Below are 18547 nucleotides of genomic sequence, written 5' to 3'. Positions count from 1 at the left end.
GTAACCTTTCAGCTAAAAACCTATTTGTTTACTTTTCTGCTTTTTGTTGAGCGTTTTCGCACAACTGATTGCCTACTGTACACGATGTTTTACAAGCTGATTGACAAGAAGTTTGACATTCGCCGCATCCGCCGTGAATTGTTGTAGACTGATAATTTCTTTTAGTTAATGTCTTAATATGCTTCATACTATCCCTCCTCAATGACAAGAGCCATTATACCATAATTCTAAAACAAAATAAAGTAGCTTAAATCTTTATACGGTTCTATTTATCAAGAGAAGTTTTTTGTAAACTTCCAATAGCCCATTTTTCTACGACCAATCTGCCTTGATCTCCGATTTCTAAAGTCACCTTATCGTCCATAATCTTAGTAATTTTGCCATTGATTCCGCCAATAGTGATAACCTTGTCTCCTGTTTTAAGAGCACTTCTCATCTCTTTTACTTGTTTCTCTTTTTTCTTTTGAGGACGAATCAATATAAAGTAAAAAATTACTAGAAATACTACTGGTAAAATCAAGCTTCCTATAAAAGATTGTGGACTTGCTGCTGTAGCTGTCAATAAATTAGGCATTGAACAACCCCCTTTCCAACTACCATTATACCATATTTTTTTTAAATGCAATTATTATTTTTCTTCTGTCTTCTCATCTACATTTTGATTTGATTTTTTGTATCCATACTTTTCATAAAATTCATCTCTATACTCAAGTAATCTATCTTCTCTGATAGCTTCTCTGATATTGTCCATTAATTTGATAAGGAAATGTAAATTATGAATAGTAGCAAGTCTAGCTCCTAATATTTCATTTGCCTTAAATAAATGCCTTATATATGCTCTGCTATAATTTTTACACGCATAACAATCGCATTCTGGATCTAATGGTCCAAAATCTCTTTGATATTTTGCGTTCTTTATAGTAAGCTTTCCCTGTGATGTAAAGCAAGTTCCATTTCTAGCAATTCGAGTTGGTAAAACACAATCGGCCATATCTATACCTCTTATAACAGATTCAAATAAGTAATCTGGTGAACCTACTCCCATATTATATCTAGGCTTGTCTTTTGGTAACAAAGGTACTGTGTAATCTAAAACCTCATACATAAGTTCAGCTGGTTCTCCAACACTAAGCCCACCTACTGCATACCCTGGAAAATCTAATTCCATAATTTCCTTTGCACTTTGTTCTCTTAAATCTCTATAAACTCCACCTTGAACTATACCAAACACAGACTGCGTTTCTGGATTTTTATTTGCATCCTTAGAACGCTTAGCCCATCTAGTCGTTCTCTCTAACGATTTTTTCACATAATCATGGTCTGCTGGATATGGAGGGCACTCATCAAAGGCCATCATTATATCTGAACCCAATGCATTTTGAATCTCTATAGATTTTTCTGGACTAATGAAATGCTTAGAACCATCTATGAATGATCTAAATTCTACACCCTCTTCACTAATAGTTCGCATGTCTCCTAAACTAAAAACTTGAAAACCACCGCTATCTGTAAGTATAGGACCATTCCAATTCATAAATTTATGAAGTCCACCAGCTTCTTCTATCAGGTCATGACCTGGTCTTAAATACAAATGATAGGTATTGCTCAAAATTATTTGAGCCCCTAATTCTTTAAGTTCCTCTGGTGTCATAGTTTTAACTGTAGCTTTTGTGCCAACAGGCATAAATATAGGAGTCTCTACATCCCCATGTGGCGTATGCAAAATACCAAGTCTCGCTTTTGTTCTACTATCCTCTTTTAATAAATCAAAACTAATTGATGCCATTTAAAATCCTCTCCTAAACTAAAATTTCTCACCTTATTTTATAAACATTGCATCGCCCAAACTAAAGAAACGATATCTCTCTTTTACCGCAGTATTATAAGCATTTAATACTTCATCTTGACCTGCTAGCGCACTTACAAGCATTATAAGAGTTGATTCTGGTAAATGGAAATTTGTTATAAGTCTATCCACTACTTTAAAGCTATAACCTGGATAGATAAATATATCCGTCCAGCCTGATTGAGCTTTCATATTTCCATTCTCGTCAGCAACTGATTCCAAAGTTCTAGTACTAGTAGTTCCTACTGCTATAACCTTTTTTCCGTTCTTTTTCGCATCATTTATAATTTCAGCGGTTTCTTCACTAACCTCGTAGTATTCCGAGTGCATTTTGTGATCAAGTATATCATCTTCTTTAACTGGTCTAAACGTTCCAAGTCCTACATGAAGTGTAACATATGCTAACTTTACACCCTTCGACTCAAGTTTTTCAAGTATTTCATTCGTAAAGTGAAGTCCTGCTGTTGGCGCTGCCGCTGAGCCTTTCACTTTAGAATATACTGTTTGGTAACGTTCTCCATCTTCTAATTTTTCATGAATATAAGGTGGTAGTGGCATCTCTCCAAGTGATTCAAGTATCTCTTCAAATATCCCGTTGTAGTGAAATTCTATTATTCTAGCTCCTTCATCTCCGATTTCCAGCACCTCTGCCTCTAATATCCCATCTCCAAAGCTTATTATTTCACCGACTTTAGCTTTTCTACCAGGCTTAACCAATGTCTCCCAGCGATCTTTCTCTATACATTTAAGAAGTAAAAATTCTACCTTCCCTCCTGTTGCTTTTCGCTGACCATATAATCTTGCTGGTATAACTCTAGTATTATTAAGTACTAGGCAATCCCCTTCTTCAAAATAATCCAAAACATCGTAAAAATGTCTATGATCTATTTCTCCACTTTCCTTATCAAGTACCATTAGTCTTGATTCAGTTCTTTCAAGTTCTGGCCTTTGTGCAATCAATTCCTCTGGTAAATCAAAATAAAAATCTTTTTTCTTCATAACTCCCATCCTTTACTCTTCACTAATTAGATCAACATTCCAATAGTAAAACTTAAGTATTTCTTCAAAATCAAATCCTAAGTTGGCCATATTTTTAGCCCCCCATTGACTCAATCCCACACCATGTCCATAGCCTTTGCCTTTAAATGTAACGTTTTCACCTAATGACTCTACACGTCTCTGCTCATCTGCACTCAAAATATAAACTGCATCTTCAGTTTTTTCTACTTTTTCATCTGAATTTATGCTATACATATCCTGAATATCAGCTTCAACGGTTTTTCCTTTTTTTAAATCTAAAACATAGATTGGCTCTTCACTATGCACACTATACCAAGTACTTTTGATTTGGTTGTATCCTAGTACTTGACGAATCTTCTCTTTACTGAGATTTTGGATCCCCGCATCCCCAACAATTCTAAGATTTTGAACACGTCCATCATCTGATATATTTTGAGGTTCTATGCTCTTGATCCGTCCCACCCCATACAAATTTTTATCCAATATCTCTGCAAGTTTATCTTTATCCATATCAAATGTCCAACTCGCCTTCGGTGAATCTAGCGAATATGGATCATCAACTCCACGAAGGTAGTCAACTTTAGAACTCCATATAGACTCACTATCAGCTGTATGTCCTCCGCTATTCGAATGATAAACCGCACTTATATAGTCACCGTTATATTTTAAATATAAACTATCTGTTTCGTCAACTGCTTTTTTCGTAGATGTAGTTTCACCATCATATCCAAGATAAATTTGACTACTCGTTTTGTCCATCACATCATAAAAATCATCTTCTCTTTCAGACATTTGCTTCCTAGCAAATGTCCTAGCACAAATTGCCTGTGCTTTAAGTGCATCTTCTGGCCAACTAGATGGCATCTCTCCTGGCACTACGCCATACAAATAATCGGTTAAATCCAAAATATTTATCCAATAAATCTGACCATTTCTTTCTATTTTTTCTATTCTCCCACGGTATCTTCTATCCTTTACCTTTGTCAATTTAGTACCATCATCTACCCTTGTCTTTGCAGTATCGACAAAGCCCTGACCATCTAAATCCGCAAGTCTAACTCGAATTTTTTGCGCATACGCTTGGGCTGATAACACACTCAATAAAATGCTAACATACAAAATTATTTTTAATGTTTTGTTATAAAAATTAATCTTCATCATCTCAAATCCTCTAAATCCATTCCGAAATGTTTCAAACAATCTTTTGTTACCATTCGTCCTCTAGGTGTCCTATTTAAAAAACCTATTTGTAAAAGATAAGGTTCGTAAACATCTTCCACAGTATTTCTCTCTTCTCCAATAGATGCTGAAAGTGTATCTAGTCCAACTGGTCCTCCGCCAAATTTATGAATTATAGTCTTTATAAGTTTTTTGTCTATGTGATCAAGCCCTATAGGATCTATTTCCAATAAATCGAGTGCTTCTTTTGCAACCAAATCGTCGATATGCCCCTCATATCTAACCTGAGCATAATCTCTAACCCTTTTTAGCATCCTATTAGTAATTCTAGGTGTTCCTCTTGATCTTCTTGCTATTTCATAGCATCCCTTTGTATTTATAGTAACATCCAATATATCACATGATCGCTCAACTATTTTTTCTAAATCGTTCACATCATAGTAATCCAACTTACATATAACTCCAAATCTATCTCGAAGAGGTGATGTCAGAAGTCCAAGCCTAGTAGTTGCACCTATCAGTGTAAATTTATTCAAATCAAGTCTTATAGATCTAGCACTAGGTCCCTTTCCTATAACTATATCTATTTTATAATCTTCCATAGCTGGATATAACACTTCTTCTATATGTCTATTTAATCGATGTATTTCATCAATAAACAACACATCATTTTCTTCAAGCGAAGTAAGTATAGCCGCTAAATCTCCTGCTTTTTCTATAGCAGGACCAGAAGTAATTTTTATATTGGACTCCATTTCATTAGAAATAATACTGGCCAATGTAGTTTTACCAAGCCCAGGAGGCCCGTATAATAACACATGGTCTAGCGATTCATTTCTTTGTTTGGCAGCTTCTATAAAAATCTCTAATTTTTCCTTAGTCTTTTTTTGACCAATATATTCTTTTAAATATTGAGGTCTCAACGAATACTCTATAGCTTTATCTTCACCTTTTAGCTGGCTCGATACAACTCTTTTTTCTAATTCTTGCATGAGCTTTCGACTCCTTTTTAAATTAATTCCTTAAGCGCCTTTTTTATCATTGATTCTACTGTATCTGCTGATATTTTTTTGCATACACCCTCTGCTTCTAAACTTGAATATCCTAATGCTTCTAGAGCTTCAACTGCTTCTTTAAGTATTTTTTGATCGCTCTCAATTTCTATAGCCTCTTCATACTCCCATAAGTCAAAATCCTTAAGCTTATCTTTCAGTTCTAATATCATTCGCTCAGCAGTCTTTGCTCCAATTCCTGGGACTTTAGAAAATGTTTTTTTGTCATTAGATAATACTGCTGCTCTAACTTCTTTTGGTCTCATCGAAGATAATACCGACAAACCTACTTTTGGACCTATTTTAGATATGCCAATCAACAATTCAAAAAGTTCAAGTTCTTCTAAACTTTCAAATCCAAACAATGTAAGTTGATCTTCTCTAACATGTTGATGTGTATGTAACATCGTCTCTGTATTCAAATTTAATTTTCCTAATGTATTTGACGAGGTATACACTCTATAGCCCAATCCTTGATTGTCAAGTATAACAAATTGGCTATTCATGTACTCCACTCTTCCTTTTATATATCGAATCATATTTTCACTCCTAAAAAAGGAATAGGCTCAAATTTACCTATTCCACTAAATTTACCTTCAGTGCTTTTGACATTTTTAGCATCTCAAAAGCATGTTTTTGAGTAGTTTCCGTTAAATCAACGCCTCCGATTAAGCGAGATATTTCGTCAATCCTTCCATTTTCAGATAATTCTTTAACTCTAACTTCAACCGAGTTATTATAATTTTTCTTATATATATAATAATGGTAGTCTCCCATAGCTGCTAATTGTGGTAAATGGGTTATACTGAGAATCTGATGATTTTTAGCAATTAACGATATCTTTTCTGCAACAACTTGAGCTGTTCTGCCACTTATACCTGTATCAATTTCATCAAATATCAAAGTAGGTATCTTATCAGCTTTTGCCAATATTGCTTTAAATGCAAGCATAACTCGAGACATTTCTCCTCCTGATGCAATCTTTGATAATTTCATAAAAGGCTGACCACCGTTTGTTTTTATTTCGAACCTAATTCTATCTGCTCCACGCGATGAAAATTTATCTAACGGTTCAATATTTACTCTAAATTCAGCCTCTTTCATGTTTAAATCTTTCAAATTAGCCGTAATTTTCGAAGATAATTCTTCTGCAATAATAATTCTTCGTCTTGTCAATTCACCACATACACTACTCATATCAGTTTCTAATTCTTCAATTTCAGCTTCTAATCTAGCAATCTCATCTTCTGATTCTATCAACAATCTATAATCTTTTTCAATCTTATCCCTATATTCAATAACATCTTCTACACTTGAGCCGTATTTTCGTTTTATCTTACTTATCAGCGACATTCTTTGATCTAATTCTAACAATGTGTTCTCATCTACATCTATTAACTCTGATTTATTTCTTAAATCAGCTTTAATATCTTGAAGCTGATCAACTATATCTTGTAAACCATCGTACAATGCCTTAGCATCAGAATCATAATTTATTGCTTTTTGAATCTTTCCTGCCGCCGAATTTATTTGATCTATTGCTCCATTTTGACTATTTGAAAGTGCGTCTAGTGAACTGAAATAATATTGCCTTACCTCTGACAAATGATATAGATTTCTATATTCTTCTGACAATTTCTCCTCTTCGCCAGCCTTCAATTCAGCAGAGTCTATTTCGTCGATTTGATATTTGTATAAATCAATCTTCCTAGCTTTTTCAAACTCGTCGACATCATATACTGCCAATTCTTTTTGTTTTTTCTGTAACAACAAGTATTGATTTTTTACATCTTCTAATAGATCTTTATATTCATCGTTTCCAACAGCATCTATAAGCTCAATATGTCTACCCTCGTCAAGTAACGATTGGTGTTCATGCTGTCCATGCACATCAATTAATGATTTTGTAACCTGTTTAAGCATGCTAACATTAACTATTCTACCATTTATACGTGATACTGAACGTCCTGTTTGATAAAGTTCCCTACTAATTATCAATTGAGAGCTACAATCTATACCAAATTCGCTTAGAGAATCCATACTTAATTTTTCCGAAGATAAATCAAACAATGCTTCTAAAACACTCTTATCTTTGCCCTTCTTTATATAATTCTTATCAAACTTCGCTCCTAAGACTACATTGACGGCATCTATCAATATTGATTTTCCCGCACCAGTCTCACCTGTCAATACATTAAATCCTCTATTGAAAGATACACTTACTTTATCAATAATAGCAAAATTTTCTATATTCAATTCCTGAAGCATTTCATTCGCCACCTTTTATTCTATTAGCTTGTAAAATATGTCCAAGATATAATTCATTCTAGTTTTGTCATTTATAGCTATAAAAATAGTATCATCACCTGCTATGGTTCCAATTATTTCCTCTATTCCTAATGCATCTACTGCTGATGCTGAAACCTGTGCTGCACCTGGTATTGTCTTTATGACAAGCAGGTGCCCTGCGGGCGTAATGGATACTATAGAACTTCCAAAAATCTTCATCAATCTTTCAGTTGCACCATCTCCTGCATTCTGAAATGATGCATATCTGTATTTCCCATTTTTACCCATAACTTTAACGAGTCCTAATTCTTTAATATCCCTTGAAATTGTAGCCTGTGTTATATCTATACCTAATTCTCTAAGATATTTCGTCAAATCTTCTTGAGTTTCTACATCATGGTCTCTGATAATCTTTAATATTTTTTCCTGTCTAGCATATTTTTTCATCTTATTCCCCCCGAATTTACAACCTTTCATGAGATTGATTTACTATTTCATTTAATAACTTTTCAAAATCAACATCACTCGGCTGCTTTGTAATATGAGCCAAATATTCTATGTTACCCTCTGCACCTTTTATTGGTGAGTATTCTAAATCCTTAAAATAAAGATTATTTTCTATACAAAAATCATAAATCATTCTAACTACATCTCTGTGCACTTCTATATCTCTAACTACGCCCTTCTTACCAACTTTATCTCTACCTGCTTCAAATTGAGGTTTTATAAGTGCAACGATCTCCCCATCTGGCTTTAGAAGGTTCATTGCTGGACCTAGTATCAATTTTAGAGAAATAAAAGACACATCTATTGATATAAAATCAACTAATTCTCCAATCATATCAAAAGTTAATAATCTAGCATTAGTTCTTTCCATACACACAACCCTAGGATCATTTCTAAGTTTCCAATCTAATTGTCCATACCCCACATCAATTGCATAAACTTTAGTCGCTCCATTTTGAAGCATGCAATCAGTAAAACCTCCAGTAGAGGCTCCTATATCCATACCTATTTTTTCTCTAACATCTATGTCAAAAGCTTCCATAGCTTTTTCCATTTTCAAACCTCCACGCCCAACATACTTAAGCGCTTTCCCTTTTACTTCTATTTCAGCTTCAACCTTAATTTTAGTACCAGCCTTATCAAGTCTCTCACCATCTACAAAAACCAAACCAGCCATTATAGCTCTTTTAGCCTTTTCTCTTGATTGAAAATAGCCTAGTTCTGTCAAATGAACATCTAATCTTTCCTTTTTTATAGCCATTTAATTCTCCCATCTAATTCTTATAATAATTTTTTTATCTTTTCTTTTATACTTTCATGGTCTATACCACATACTTTTTTCAATAAATTCACATTTCCATGTTCGATAAATTCATCCGGTATGCCCAAATTTAAGACTCTGCCTTTATATCCTTTGGTCAACAAATAGCTATTAACTTGACTGGCCATACCACCCTTAATTACATTATTTTCTAATGTAACTATTTGATCTACATCTTTCAATTTATCAAGTAATTCTTCATCAATAGGTTTTACAAATCTCATATTCACAACACCTATTCTATCCTCTGCCAAATCCAATTCTAATGCAACCTCATAAGCAGTTTTTACCATATCACCTATCGCTAAAATAACGACTTTAGAACCTTCTTTAAGTATCTCTGCCTTACCAAATTCGACAATTTTGTTATTCGGTATAGACTCACATACTTCGCAAACTCCTCTAGGATATCTAAGTGCAATCGGTCCTTCAAATTTCTCTGTAAAACGAATCATACGAATAAATTCATGATAATCTTTCGGACTCATTATAGTCATATTTGGAATATGTGACAAATATGAAAAATCAAATACACCATGGTGCGTCTCTCCATCGTCACCGACAAGACCGCCTCGATCTATTGCGAAAACAACCGGTAAATTTTGAATGCAGACATCGTGCAGTACTTGATCATACCCTCTCTGAAGGAAGCTTGAATACACCACAAAGTACGGTTTAATGCCTGTTGCTGCCATACCAGCTGCTAATGTAACACCATGCTGTTCTGCTATGCCTACATCAAAATATCTAGATTCAAAGGTCTCTTTAAATAAATTTAACCCAGTTCCTTTAGGCATGGCCGCTGTAATAGCAACTATATTTCTATTAGTTTTTGCCATATCGACAAGTTCATTTCCAAGCACCGCTGAATAATCAAGTGTTTTATTTTTATTTAACTTCTCCCCTGTTTCTATATCAAACGGACTAACTCCATGGAAATTTTCTGGAGCTTTTTCTGCAGGCCCAAACCCTCTTCCCTTTTGAGTAATAGCATGAATTAAAACTGGTCTATTGAACCTTTTAGCTCTATCTAATACCTCAAGCATCTCATCTATATTATGCCCATCAACAGGGCCTATATACTTCAGTCCCATCTCCTCAAAAACTACTCCTGGAACAAAGAAATACTTTACTCTCGTTTTAAAACCTTTAAGTATCTTTATAATTCTCGGAAACGATTTAAAATCAGTTTTAACCTTGGTTTTAAGCTTTCTATATTGGGGAGCAGTTCTCAATCTGTTAAAGTGTGCTGCCATTCCTCCAACATTTTTGTCTATCGACATTTCATTATCATTTAGTATTATTATCATTTTAGTTTTTAATGCACCTAGCTGGTTAATTGCTTCGTATGCCATTCCAGCAGTCATCGCCCCATCACCAATGACACTAATAACATTATGGCTTTCTCCTCGTATATCTCGCGAAAGTGCCATTCCAATACCTGCAGATATTGAAGTTGAACTATGACCTACTTCAAACGCATCGTGCTCACTCTCTTTACGTTTTGGGAAACCACTAAGTCCACCAAATTGCCTAATCGTATTCATTTTTTCCAGTCGTCCAGTCAACATTTTGTGAATGTAACTTTGATGTCCAACATCCCATATAATTTTATCCTTAGGGCTATCAAATACTTTATGTATTGCTAATGTTATTTCAACAACTCCTAAATTTGATGCCAAATGTCCACCGGTTTTAGAAACTATATTGATTAATTCTCTACGTAATTCTTCCGCCAATATCCTCATTTCACCTGAATTCATTTTTTTTAATTGTTCTAAATTTATATTTTCTAAATATTTCATCAAAACTCTCTTTTCTATCTTTAATTTAACTCATCAATATCAAATCTCTAATACAGCATTTTTTCTGTTTTAGATGCTATTCTTATTATATTTCACACACCAATATAATTCAATACTTTATCATTAAATATTGCATAATTATAAAATTTAATAGATAACACCTCTCTATTGAATCTTAATTGATGCACACCATTCTCATATTATTGCAAGTCAAAAAAAGAGAACTTAAAAAGTTCTCTTTTAGATTCATTAAATTCTAACAATCTCTAATCTCTAAATATTTCGCCATTTGAACAAAAAATTCAGAATTCTCAAATGCGCTTTCAATATATTCTATTGCATCACTAGTAAATTTAGCTAGTGCATCTTTAGTATCTTCTTTTGAATAAAAACTCAAATACGTATTTTTATGCTGTTTTGCATCACTTCCAATGTCTTTACCTAACTTTTCAAAAGTACTTATTTCATCTAATAAATCATCTCGTATTTGAAATGCAACTCCTATTGACTCGGCATACAACTCAATGTTTTTTAGAATATTATCATCTACACCAAGCGCATATGCAGGAACCATCATTGCAGATTTTATAAGCGCTGCAGTTTTTTTCAACTGAATATACTCAAGTGTTTCAAAATCAATCTTTTTGTTCTCTGAAATAACATCAACTACTTGTCCACCAATCATTCCATTATATCCAGCCGCTTTCGAAATATAATTCATCGCCTTTAGTGAATTTTTAGTATTCGATTGCTTAGATGCCCAATTAATCATGGTTTCATACGCTAAATTCAAAAGTCCATCGCCTGCTAAAAGCGCCATTGCTTCACCATAAACTTTATGATTCGTAAGCTTACCTCTTCTATAATCATCATCATCCATCGATGGCAAATCGTCATGAATTAACGAATATGTATGAATCATTTCCAATGCAATTGCCATTTCTAGTATATCTTCACTGCCACCTAATGCTTCATACGTCTCAATCATTAAAACAGGTCTAAGTCTTTTTCCACCTGCAAGCAGGCTATATCTCATTGCTTCAACTACTTTTTTATTGGGACTTTCAACCTCTTTGAAATAAGTATCAAGATAAGTTTCTATTTCTAAAGCTCGTTTTTCCATACGTGTTTTAAAATCCATCTATTCTTCGCTACCTTTCTCAAATGTTTTTTCTAATCCGTCAACTAAAACCTTTACTTCTTTTTCAGCCTGAGTCAATATTTTCTCTAATTTTTGATAAAGCTCTATACTTTCTTTAAATGAATCAAGGGCTTCATCTAAACTTATTTCTTCACTTTCAAGTTTAGAAATATTTTCTTCAAGTTTCTCTTTATATTTTTCATATGATTTTATATCTTCCATATTGAACCTCTATTTCTAAATATTTTCTATAGATATTACTTTAGTTTTAGCTCTTCCCTCATTAAATACTATATTTAATTCATCACCTATTTTCAAATTATCAACAGATCTTACAACTTCACCATTTGAATCTTCGACGATACTATAACCTCTTGATAGCGTACGAAGAGGGCTATATGCATCTGAAAGCTTAGCAAGTTTTTCTATGTTTTGTCTTTCTAGTTTCAGCTTTTTATTTATATTCTCTATCCCTCTTTTCCTCGTATTTGCTACTGATTCTTTTTGCAATTTAAAATTCAGCTTCAATCTTTCAACCAATTGATCTAGTTCTCGTTTTTTTATTATGCTTTTCTCTTTATCTAATTTAAATCTCATTGATTGTAGCAATCGTTTCTTATTACTAATTATATTTTGATTTTCAATAAAACAATCTGGCACTACCATTTCTCCAGCAACCGAGGGAGTAGGAACTCTCAAATCAGAAACAAAATCACAAATCGTAAAATCTGTTTCATGTCCTACCGCTGACACTATAGGTTTATTTGCTTCAAATATTTTTTTTGCTAATTTTTCATCATTGAATGCCCACAATTCTTCTATAGATCCTCCACCTCGTCCGATAATAATTATATCTATATCTTCAATTTTTTCAAGTTCATCTATTCCCTTGCACAAGTCCTCAGCTGCATAAATTCCTTGTACAAGTGCTGGATATAATAAAATCTCTGCAAATGGCATTCGCCTCTTTATGACACTAATTATATCCCTCACAGCCGCTCCAGTATCTGAAGTTATAACACCTATTTTTTGAGGCATATATGGTAACTTCTTTTTATTTTCTTCATCGAAGTAACCTTTTAATTCAAGCTTTTTTTTGAGCTCTTCATATTTTAAATACAGCTCACCTTGCCCCTTCAACAATATATTTTGTGCATAAAGCTGATAATTACCATCTCTTTCAAAGACTGAAACGTATCCCTCAACTACAACTTTCATACCTTCTTCTAAATTAATCAATAAATTTTTCGTATTCTGCTTAAACATAACTGCTTTAATCCTGCTCTTATCATCTTTTAGCGAAAAATAAATATGTCCCGAGCTATGCCATTTAAAATTAAATATCTCTCCTTCTACCTGTATATTAGATAATATAGGATCTCTACCAAGTATATTTTTAACATACAAATTTACATCTGTCACTTTAAAAGGTTTAACCTTCATGATTTTCATAAGCCTCCATAAGGTTTTTCATAAGCATTGCCGTAGTTATACTTCCTATACCTCCTGGCACTGGCGTAATTCTATCTGCTACTTCACTAGCAGATTCAAATTCTACATCTCCAACCATCTTTCCATTTAAAAAGTTTATTCCTACATCTATAACTATACTTCCCTCTGATATCATATTTCCATCTATTAAATGCGCTACACCAGTAGCTGCAATAACTACATCAACATTTTTTAGTACACTAGTCAAATCTTTAGTTTTTGAATGACAATAAATTACAGTTGCGTTTCTGTTTAACATTAGCATTCCTACTGGCTTACCCACTATATCACTTCGACCTACTATAGCTACTTTTTTCCCAGTCAAATCAATTTTTTCATAATCAAACACATAGTCTACAGCCTTCGGTGTAGAAGGAACTAAACCTTTATGTTTCATCATCAAATAGCCCATGTTCAAAGGATGTACTCCATCTATATCCTTTTCTGGAAGCAATGATTCATTAATTTTAGATGCCATAATATTTTTAGGAAGCGGCCTTTGAACTATTATTCCATCAATCGAATCATCTTTATTTAGTTTTGATATTAAATTCAAAATTTCAGTTACACTAGCATTCGCACTTAAATCAAACCTTTCCGCTTCATATCCTAAATTTCCAGCTACCTTAACTATACTCTTTGTATATGACTCTGAAGCTCCATCGTTATTTGCTTTTACAACAACAATTTTAGGTACTCTTTTTCCCTGACTATTTAAAATAAATACTTTTTCTTTTATTTCATTCTTTATTTTTTTAGCAATCTCTTTTCCATCAATGATTTTTACCATATAGTATCATCCTTTCAATGCAAAAACTCCTAAACGGGCTATACCAACCGCATTATCTGTGCAATAATCCTTAGGTGGAAAATAAAACTCAATACCAGCAACATTTAACTTTCTTCTTAGCATTGAATTCGCAGCTACCCCACCACTTATTAATACTTTATTTATCTTATACTTTTTAGCTGCATTATTAACTGTTTTTTCTATAGTCCTTATAACAACATCAAAAACTGCTCGTGATATATCATTTTGACTTGTTCCATCTTCAAATTTTCTTAATAAAAATGTCTCTGCTCCTGAAAGATTAAACCATGTATCGCTAACAGAAACCGGGCCCTTCAAATTATCTAGCTCCCCTTCATTTGCTAATGACTCCATGTCCTTTCCCGCTGGAAATCTAAGCCCCATAGCAACTCCTATTCTATCAACTAATTTTCCTGCACTTATATCTTTAGTTCCACCAATTAACTCTATCTTGTACCTTTTTCTATCCTTTGTAATCAAAAGAAGTTCACTAGTTCCTCCAGATAAATGATACGACAAAAACGTACCCTCATCACGAAGTTCATTGTCTAGACCAGCTTCAATATGTCCTTCCTGATGTGAAAATTCAAAAAAAGGCACACTAAAAGTGTGCGCTAGCGTTTTTCCATAAGATTTCGACACTTCAAATACCGGCATATATGACCCCTCGACCCTTCTCGGGGTACTAGTACTCGCTACTGCAACTATGTCATAGTTTTCAATTTCTATAGAACTAAATAAATCTGGATAATTTTTTATATGCTGAAACACTGCTTCTTGTTGCCTTAGCCCTCTTTTTCCAAGTGGTACTTCCAATATCTTTCTCTTACTTAAAATAATTTTTCCATCTAAGTCCACTAACGCCAAAGAAGTCGTATAGGCACTAGTATCTAGTCCTAATACGACTTTCTGTTTACACATCTTATTGTTTCTCCCTAACAACGCTTCCCAAGACTCCATTAATAAATTTGCTTGAATCATCAGCGCTGAATTTTTTACTAACTTCCAAAGCCTCGTTTATAGAAACTTCTATTGGAATATCTTCTCTATACAATATTTCTAAAATGGCCACTCTCAAAATTGACAAATCTATTTTTGGCAATCTTTCAAGTTTCCAACCTTTTGCATATTCACTTATAAGCTTATCTATATCCTCTCTATGCTCAACCATAGTATCATATATAGATTCTACATATTCAATCTCAGTTTTCTTTAATTCAGCGTCATCTATATATTTCGAAAGAGCCTCTTGTGAAAAATCTTCCATTAGTTCCATTTGATATACTAGTTTCATCGCTGATTCTCTAGCTAATTTCCTACTCATGTTTTCTCTCCTATTCCTACTTCTTATATTTATAATCTCTTTATTCTAGCAATTATATTATTAATCCAAGATACATTAATATATCCATTTCTGTCTATTTGATGTCCTAAATAAAAACCTAGTACTACCAAAATTGACAACAACAGTGTTTTAAAAAAACCTACGCTCATAAATAATATCGCTAAAACAAGACCTACTACAGCACCAAACGTCGCAAATCTATGATTGCTAAATAACTCTATTAGGTGTTTCTTTATCTCTTCTTTCAAAGCTTACACCCCTTTTTTGACAAGTAAATCATTGGAATTTCCTGTCAAACTAGTAATCTCCATTTGGATACTTTTTACCGGTAAACCACTACAATTTTCTATAGTATCCTTAACACTTTTTTGAGCATTTTCTGTAATCTCAGGAATGTTAGAATCATTGTTTATCTTAGCTCTAACCTCAATATCCATTTGTCCCTCTTTAGTTAGTTTCACTTTAAGAGAAACATCCTTTAATTCTGAAAACTTCTCAAGCGCTGACAATCCCAATCCTTTTATCGTCTCATCTGATATCTTAAGTTCACCAAGTTCTGTTTCTCTAACAATAAATTGAATCCTGGGCTCAGATTTGCCACCACCTGCAAACAACACTACCAAACTTAAAATTACAAGTACTACTCCTATTATCATATAAACGAAAGCTGGTTGAGTTCCAATTCTATAAATAGTGACCATTGAATCCAAAGACATACCAAATACTCCAAATGGATAGGCAAAAATAACAACGCCCAATCCCATCATAATTAGCGCATATAAAGCAATTAAAAATCCTCTAAAGAATTTCATGTTCTTGCCTCCCTAAATTTCTTTGTCGTCAATTTTTTCTAAATCTACCTCAGTAGCTTTTTCTTCCTTCATTTTAACGCTCTCTACATGAACATCCACACTAGCTACATCTAAACCAGTCATATTTACGATAGCTTCTGTAACGTTTTTTTGCACCTCAGTAGCTACTTCATGCAATTTAAATCCAAAAATAACACTTATATAAAGCTCTGCTTTAACTTTATTATCTTCTACAATAATCTTTACTCCTTTTGTAGCATTTTTCATTCCAAATATTTCTCCGAGGTCGCTACCTAATCCCCCGCTCATTTGAGCTATACCTTCAACATCTTTTGTAGCAATATTTGCAATTACTCCTATAACCTCATCCGATACTACCAATTCACCAAATTCATTTCCCTGTACAATATTTGCCATATCTAGCACCTCCAATTATTTATGTACTTCCATTCATTACTAATTATATCCATTATAACATAAAATATAACTTAATTATCAAAATTAAACCTTTTGTGCTTAGAAAAGATGAAGCTGATATTTAAATATCAGCTTCCAAAATTACTACTCTTCTTCAAATACCTCTTCATCGGAATTGACTTCATCTTCATCAGCATAAAACTCGTCACACTCTTCATAGAAGTCTTCCTCTAACATGGCCAAATCCTCATCGATTACATCTAAATATTCATTAAGTTCATCTTGTTCTTCATAAATATTTTCCATATTGTCAACAACTTCTTCCAATATTTCAACCATTACCGAAACCACTTTGGCTTCTTTAGAGTCACTCTCAATACTCAAGCCCTCAACTAATCCTTTTAAATACGCTAATTTTTCATATACATCCATGGAAGTCCCCTCCTTAATTGAAAAGATCTTATGCTCTCGACAAGTACTCTCCAGTACGTGTGTCGATTTTGATAACATCTCCTTGGTTTACAAACAACGGTACATTTACTGTTGCTCCTGTTTCAACTTTAGCTGGCTTTGTTGCTCCTGTTGCAGTGTTTCCTTTAACGCCAGGTTCTGTTTCAACAATTTCTAACTCAACGAAGTTTGGCGCATCAACTTGGAATGGCTTTCCTTCGTGGAATTTCATAGTAGCACTATCATTTTCTTTCAAGAATTTGATAGCATCTTCAACTTGATCAAAATTCAAAGCAATTTGCTCATAAGTTTCATTGTCCATAAAATGGTACAACTCACCATCTGTGTACAAGTATTGCATCATTTTTGTTTCAATATGAGCTTTTGGATACTTATCATTTGGATTAAATGTATCCTCTTTGATTGATCCTGTCTTCAAATTTTTGATAGTAGCTCTTACAAAAGCTGCACCTTTACCCGGTTTTACGTGTAAGAAATCTACAATTGTATAAAGATCATTATCAATAATAATCGTCATTCCTTTTCTAAAATCACCTGCTGAAATCATAAATAACCTCCTAAAATATTAATACACTTTTACTCATTAAAAATTCTAGCAAAAGCTTCAATCGCCATTATGTAGCTCAAACTACCAAATCCAGTAATCTGGCCCAAACAGACTTCAGATATGACTGATGTTTTTCTAAAATCCTCTCTTTTATAGATATTCGATAAGTGCACTTCAATCACTGGACACGTAGCAATCTCTATAGCATCTCTGATTGCTATGCTATAATGACTATACGCCCCTGCATTCAATATTATACCATTGTAGTCCTGATACTCGTGTATCTTGTCAATTATATCGCCTTCGCTATTTGATTGAAAAAAGTCCAACACAAAACCCTTAGCTTCGCCAAGTTTTTTCATTGAGCTTTCTATATCACTTAATGTCTCTTTTCCATAAATTTTAGGATCCCTCTTTCCCAATTTATTCAAGTTGGGTCCATTAATAACTAAAATTTTCTTCATATCTATCGCCATCCGTTCTAGTATATATTACCACAATATTGAGCTTTTGAATAGGTTCTTTTTTACTCATGGTGCGGCTCTCTATTCACAAGTTCTATGGCCTTTATCACTTCTCTAGTGACATCAACCATAAATTGTATCTCTAACTCCTTGATTCTAGTATACGTTTCTCCTTTATACGAAACTACATACCTTGGTTTTAAGTTGTTCAAAGCAATAGCTACCATATCCTCTTTACACTGTTCACAGTGACAAATCTGCTTTCGCTTCTTTAGCTGATTTTCTAATTCTTTTCTAACTTCAATTTCAACCATATTGTGAGCTTTTAAATCTGCCATAGTATTCCTCCCTCAAATGCAATTTAGCCTACTATCACTATATTGATACACCTAATTTACACTATTCTATCATATTTATTTTAAATCATCACTTATTTTTTCTTTGATATATATAATTTGACTTTTTTCAATACTATTTTCCCTATAAAAACTTATTTTGCCCGTATAAGGCATGATACTTATGCAACAAAT

24 protein-coding genes are annotated in these 18547 nt (G+C 33.4%); all 24 read right to left on the bottom strand.

Translation table 11 applies throughout. The features are described from left to right. Positions 1-28 precede the first annotated feature (28 nt). Complete coding sequence (gene scfA, locus N4A40_05445) at positions 29-187, bottom strand: six-cysteine ranthipeptide SCIFF (GenBank protein MCT4661289.1); 159 nt, start codon at positions 185-187, stop codon at positions 29-31. 78 nt (positions 188-265) lie between these two features. Continuing rightward, positions 266-574 carry a preprotein translocase subunit YajC gene (gene yajC, locus N4A40_05440; GenBank protein ID MCT4661288.1) on the bottom strand — a complete coding sequence of 103 codons (309 nt, stop codon included), beginning with the start codon at positions 572-574 and terminating at the stop codon, positions 266-268. A 54-nt stretch (positions 575-628) separates the two neighbouring features. After that, positions 629-1786 (bottom strand): tRNA guanosine(34) transglycosylase Tgt, encoded by a 1158-nt coding sequence (tgt, locus tag N4A40_05435; GenBank protein ID MCT4661287.1) that lies wholly within the window; start codon positions 1784-1786, stop codon positions 629-631. 33 nt (positions 1787-1819) lie between these two features. Further along, a complete protein-coding gene (queA, locus tag N4A40_05430; protein MCT4661286.1) occupies positions 1820-2845 on the bottom strand; it encodes a tRNA preQ1(34) S-adenosylmethionine ribosyltransferase-isomerase QueA in 1026 nt (341 codons plus the stop codon). A 12-nt stretch (positions 2846-2857) separates the two neighbouring features. Then, the gene (locus N4A40_05425) at positions 2858-4027 is read right to left on the bottom strand and encodes a SpoIID/LytB domain-containing protein (protein MCT4661285.1); all 1170 of its coding nucleotides are present in this window, start codon (positions 4025-4027) and stop codon (positions 2858-2860) included. Next, the gene (gene ruvB / locus N4A40_05420) at positions 4024-5037 is read right to left on the bottom strand and encodes a Holliday junction branch migration DNA helicase RuvB (protein MCT4661284.1); all 1014 of its coding nucleotides are present in this window, start codon (positions 5035-5037) and stop codon (positions 4024-4026) included. The genes N4A40_05425 and ruvB overlap by 4 nt, the downstream gene beginning before the upstream one ends. A 17-nt stretch (positions 5038-5054) precedes the next feature. Next, positions 5055-5636 carry a Holliday junction branch migration protein RuvA gene (gene ruvA / locus N4A40_05415; GenBank protein ID MCT4661283.1) on the bottom strand — a complete coding sequence of 194 codons (582 nt, stop codon included), beginning with the start codon at positions 5634-5636 and terminating at the stop codon, positions 5055-5057. 37 nt (positions 5637-5673) lie between these two features. Further along, positions 5674-7365 (bottom strand): DNA repair protein RecN, encoded by a 1692-nt coding sequence (recN, locus tag N4A40_05410; GenBank protein ID MCT4661282.1) that lies wholly within the window; start codon positions 7363-7365, stop codon positions 5674-5676. Between the two features lie 15 nt (positions 7366-7380). After that, on the bottom strand, positions 7381-7833 hold the full coding sequence (argR, locus tag N4A40_05405) for an arginine repressor (protein ID MCT4661281.1): 453 nt from the start codon (positions 7831-7833) through the stop codon (positions 7381-7383). A gap of 16 nt (positions 7834-7849) precedes the next feature. Beyond that, positions 7850-8647 (bottom strand): TlyA family RNA methyltransferase, encoded by a 798-nt coding sequence (locus N4A40_05400; GenBank protein ID MCT4661280.1) that lies wholly within the window; start codon positions 8645-8647, stop codon positions 7850-7852. A 26-nt stretch (positions 8648-8673) separates the two neighbouring features. After that, the gene (gene dxs / locus N4A40_05395) at positions 8674-10518 is read right to left on the bottom strand and encodes a 1-deoxy-D-xylulose-5-phosphate synthase (protein MCT4661279.1); all 1845 of its coding nucleotides are present in this window, start codon (positions 10516-10518) and stop codon (positions 8674-8676) included. 256 nt (positions 10519-10774) lie between these two features. After that, complete coding sequence (locus N4A40_05390) at positions 10775-11659, bottom strand: polyprenyl synthetase family protein (GenBank protein MCT4661278.1); 885 nt, start codon at positions 11657-11659, stop codon at positions 10775-10777. Continuing rightward, on the bottom strand, positions 11660-11881 hold the full coding sequence (xseB, locus tag N4A40_05385) for an exodeoxyribonuclease VII small subunit (GenBank protein MCT4661277.1): 222 nt from the start codon (positions 11879-11881) through the stop codon (positions 11660-11662). It lies immediately after the preceding gene. Between the two features lie 15 nt (positions 11882-11896). Next, positions 11897-13102 carry an exodeoxyribonuclease VII large subunit gene (xseA, locus tag N4A40_05380; protein ID MCT4661276.1) on the bottom strand — a complete coding sequence of 402 codons (1206 nt, stop codon included), beginning with the start codon at positions 13100-13102 and terminating at the stop codon, positions 11897-11899. Next, complete coding sequence (locus N4A40_05375) at positions 13092-13940, bottom strand: bifunctional 5,10-methylenetetrahydrofolate dehydrogenase/5,10-methenyltetrahydrofolate cyclohydrolase (GenBank protein ID MCT4661275.1); 849 nt, start codon at positions 13938-13940, stop codon at positions 13092-13094. Before N4A40_05375 ends, xseA begins: the two co-directional genes overlap by 11 nt. Positions 13941-13946: 6 nt before the next feature. Continuing rightward, positions 13947-14882 carry a hypothetical protein gene (locus tag N4A40_05370; GenBank protein MCT4661274.1) on the bottom strand — a complete coding sequence of 312 codons (936 nt, stop codon included), beginning with the start codon at positions 14880-14882 and terminating at the stop codon, positions 13947-13949. Between the two features lies 1 nt (position 14883). After that, on the bottom strand, positions 14884-15285 hold the full coding sequence (gene nusB, locus N4A40_05365; GenBank protein MCT4661273.1) for a transcription antitermination factor NusB: 402 nt from the start codon (positions 15283-15285) through the stop codon (positions 14884-14886). A 29-nt stretch (positions 15286-15314) separates the two neighbouring features. Next, positions 15315-15554, bottom strand: a complete 240-nt coding sequence (locus N4A40_05360; protein MCT4661272.1) for a DUF2273 domain-containing protein — start codon at positions 15552-15554, stop codon at positions 15315-15317. Positions 15555-15557: 3 nt separating this feature from the next. Further along, a complete protein-coding gene (gene amaP / locus N4A40_05355) occupies positions 15558-16118 on the bottom strand; it encodes an alkaline shock response membrane anchor protein AmaP (GenBank protein MCT4661271.1) in 561 nt (186 codons plus the stop codon). 12 nt (positions 16119-16130) lie between these two features. Next, positions 16131-16535 carry an Asp23/Gls24 family envelope stress response protein gene (locus tag N4A40_05350; protein ID MCT4661270.1) on the bottom strand — a complete coding sequence of 135 codons (405 nt, stop codon included), beginning with the start codon at positions 16533-16535 and terminating at the stop codon, positions 16131-16133. Positions 16536-16679: 144 nt separating this feature from the next. Beyond that, positions 16680-16967, bottom strand: coding sequence for a hypothetical protein (locus tag N4A40_05345; GenBank protein MCT4661269.1), 288 nt, complete (start codon positions 16965-16967; stop codon positions 16680-16682). A gap of 28 nt (positions 16968-16995) precedes the next feature. Continuing rightward, positions 16996-17553, bottom strand: coding sequence for an elongation factor P (gene efp, locus N4A40_05340; GenBank protein MCT4661268.1), 558 nt, complete (start codon positions 17551-17553; stop codon positions 16996-16998). Between the two features lie 29 nt (positions 17554-17582). Next, a complete protein-coding gene (gene aroQ, locus N4A40_05335) occupies positions 17583-17984 on the bottom strand; it encodes a type II 3-dehydroquinate dehydratase (protein ID MCT4661267.1) in 402 nt (133 codons plus the stop codon). A gap of 95 nt (positions 17985-18079) precedes the next feature. Beyond that, positions 18080-18355 (bottom strand): late competence development ComFB family protein, encoded by a 276-nt coding sequence (locus N4A40_05330; GenBank protein ID MCT4661266.1) that lies wholly within the window; start codon positions 18353-18355, stop codon positions 18080-18082. Between the last annotated feature and the right edge of the window lie 192 nt (positions 18356-18547).

It is taken from the genome of Tissierellales bacterium, assembly GCA_025210965.1.
Classification (GTDB): domain Bacteria; phylum Bacillota; class Clostridia; order Tissierellales; family JAOAQY01; genus JAOAQY01.
This window is presented reverse-complemented; position numbering and strand designations above follow the sequence as displayed.